The organism is Bacillus sp. AP50 (assembly GCF_040492675.1).
Classification (GTDB): domain Bacteria; phylum Bacillota; class Bacilli; order Bacillales; family Bacillaceae_G; genus Bacillus_A; species Bacillus_A cereus.
Window position 1 is genome coordinate 1 of record NZ_JBEUTW010000542.1, and the last position, 1,663, is coordinate 1,663.

A 1,663-nucleotide genomic window follows, 5' to 3' on the forward strand; every position below is an offset into this window, starting at 1 on the left:
CCTCTATTCTTATCGAATTATATTAATATCTTATAACGCGAGGTGAACATCTTGTTCAGTAATATAGAATTAGTTTTAGATGCTAAAGCAAGTTTAGCTGAAGGACCATGTTGGAATGAAAAAAAGCAACTTTTATATTGGGTTGATATTATGGAGAGAAAATTATGCATATACAATCCTACCGCTAATACGAACCGAGTAATTGCACTCAATCAACAAATCGGCTGTGTTGTTCCATATTTAGAGGATGTACTACTCTTAGCTATAGAAAAAGGCTTTTATTCTATTAATATAAATACCGAAAAACTGACACATATTTTTGACCCTGAACCACATTTAATAGAAAATCGTTTCAATGATGGAAAATGTGATCCAGCTGGTCGTTTCTGGGCAGGTTCTACAGATACATACGGTATGAATGCTGCAGGTTCCTTGTATTGTTTACATCATAATTTAAGTGTAGAGAAAAAAGTTTCACATGTAAATACATCAAATGGAATTGCTTGGTCACCTGATCATACATACTTTTACTTTATAGATACACCAACTAAAAAAGTGGTTCGCTATCAATATAATATACGTACTGGAGACATTCATAATCCAATTGATGTAATCATTTTCTCTGAAAATGATGGTCTACCTGATGGTATGACAATTGACGAAGACGGCTGTTTATGGATTGCACATTGGGGAGGTTCAAAAATAACTAGATGGAATCCATCTACTGGAGAACAAATATTAAATATTCCAATTCCAGCTTTATATGTAACATCATGTACATTTGGAGGACCTAATTTAACAGATTTATATGTTACAACAGCCAGAACAAGAATGACTGATGACGAATTAAAAGAGTATCCACATGCTGGTGGTATTTTTCGAATTCAAACAAATGTTAAAGGCTGTCCCACCTATTCATTTTGCAATAAAAATATTGGAGCTGAAACAATGTGAACCGTATCGATTACATAAGACAAGAAGAAAAGAAATATCACGGCCTTTGCTATGAACAATATAAACTATTTGAAATTGGCTCTTGGCTGTACAAACCGGTTAAAACAGTTATGGACTTGATGGATCACTTTGAAGGACAAAACAACTTGCAAGTACTTGATCTTGGCTCTGGCATCGGTAGAAATAACATTCCAATTGCACAAATAATAAAAAATTATAATGGCACTGTTACATGTGTTGATTTACTTGATTCCGCTTTAACAAAGCTAAAAATTTATAGTAAAGAACATGATGTATTCGAGGTTATAAAAACAGAACAAGCAGAAATTGAAAACTATCATATTGACTCTAACGCTTATGATTATATCGTTGCAGTATCAAGTTTAGAGCATGTTAAATCAAAAGAAGATTTTAAAAAAGTGCTCCATTCTATGAAACAAGGGACAAAAAACGGCGGTATTAATTGTTTAATTATTAACTCTAACATACAAGAAATTGTTTTAAAAACGAATGAAGAATTAGAAGCTTTAATTGAAATTAATCTCCCAACTGATGAAATGATACATCTATTAAAAAGTATTTATAAAGGATGGAAAGAAGTAAAAGTTGAAATAAAAGAATAAGCTTATAATATGGTTCGTAATGAAAGACACATTCAATTAAAAACAAATGCTATAACGTTTGTAGTTCAGAAATAATCGTATAATAA

1 protein-coding gene and 1 pseudogene are annotated in these 1,663 nt (G+C 31.6%); both read left to right on the top strand.

The window, feature by feature from the left end; all coding sequences use genetic code 11:
• The first annotated feature begins 51 nt into the window (after positions 1 to 51).
• Complete coding sequence (locus tag ABWK52_RS26250; protein WP_098541273.1) at positions 52 to 954, top strand: SMP-30/gluconolactonase/LRE family protein; 903 nt, start codon at positions 52 to 54, stop codon at positions 952 to 954.
• Positions 951 to 1,652 (top strand): annotated as a pseudogene (locus ABWK52_RS26255) (class I SAM-dependent methyltransferase). The gene ABWK52_RS26250 and the pseudogene ABWK52_RS26255 overlap by 4 nt, the downstream one beginning before the upstream one ends.
• Positions 1,653 to 1,663 lie beyond the last annotated feature (11 nt).